Source organism: Alkalibacillus haloalkaliphilus C5 (assembly GCF_000269905.1).
GTDB lineage: Bacteria > Bacillota > Bacilli > Bacillales > Alkalibacillaceae > Alkalibacillus > Alkalibacillus haloalkaliphilus_A.
In genome coordinates this window covers 1-346 of record NZ_AKIF01000307.1, presented here as the reverse complement: position 1 = coordinate 346, position 346 = coordinate 1, and the positions used below count along the sequence as shown (strand labels likewise).

At 42.8% G+C, this 346-nt stretch carries 2 tRNA genes; both read right to left on the bottom strand.

The window, feature by feature from the left end:
• Positions 1–5: 5 nt before the first annotated feature.
• Positions 6–82: transfer RNA gene (locus tag A194_RS0116650), tRNA-Arg, on the bottom strand.
• Between the two features lie 64 nt (positions 83–146).
• Positions 147–232, bottom strand: a tRNA-Leu gene (locus tag A194_RS0116645).
• Positions 233–346 lie beyond the last annotated feature (114 nt).

The window sequence follows — 346 nt, the reverse complement described above, 5'->3', positions numbered from 1 at the left end:
TTTAATGGCGCGCCCGAGAGGAGTCGAACCCCTAACCTCTTGATCCGTAGTCAAACGCTCTATCCAATTGAGCTACGGGCGCTAAATGCGACAAATTCTATATTAACAAATTCTCAGTGATGTTTCAAGTCTTTTTTGAAGTTTTTTGGTGCGGCCGAGAGGATTTGAACCTCCACGGGGATCACCCCACTAGGCCCTCAACCTAGCGCGTCTGCCGTTCCGCCACGACCGCAAGTGATGATCCTAAGAGAGTCCAAAAGAACCTCTAGCACTCTCATTAACTTTCCAAAATCTATTTAAAGACATAAAAAAAGACTTAAACACTATTATTTAATTTTAGAATAAA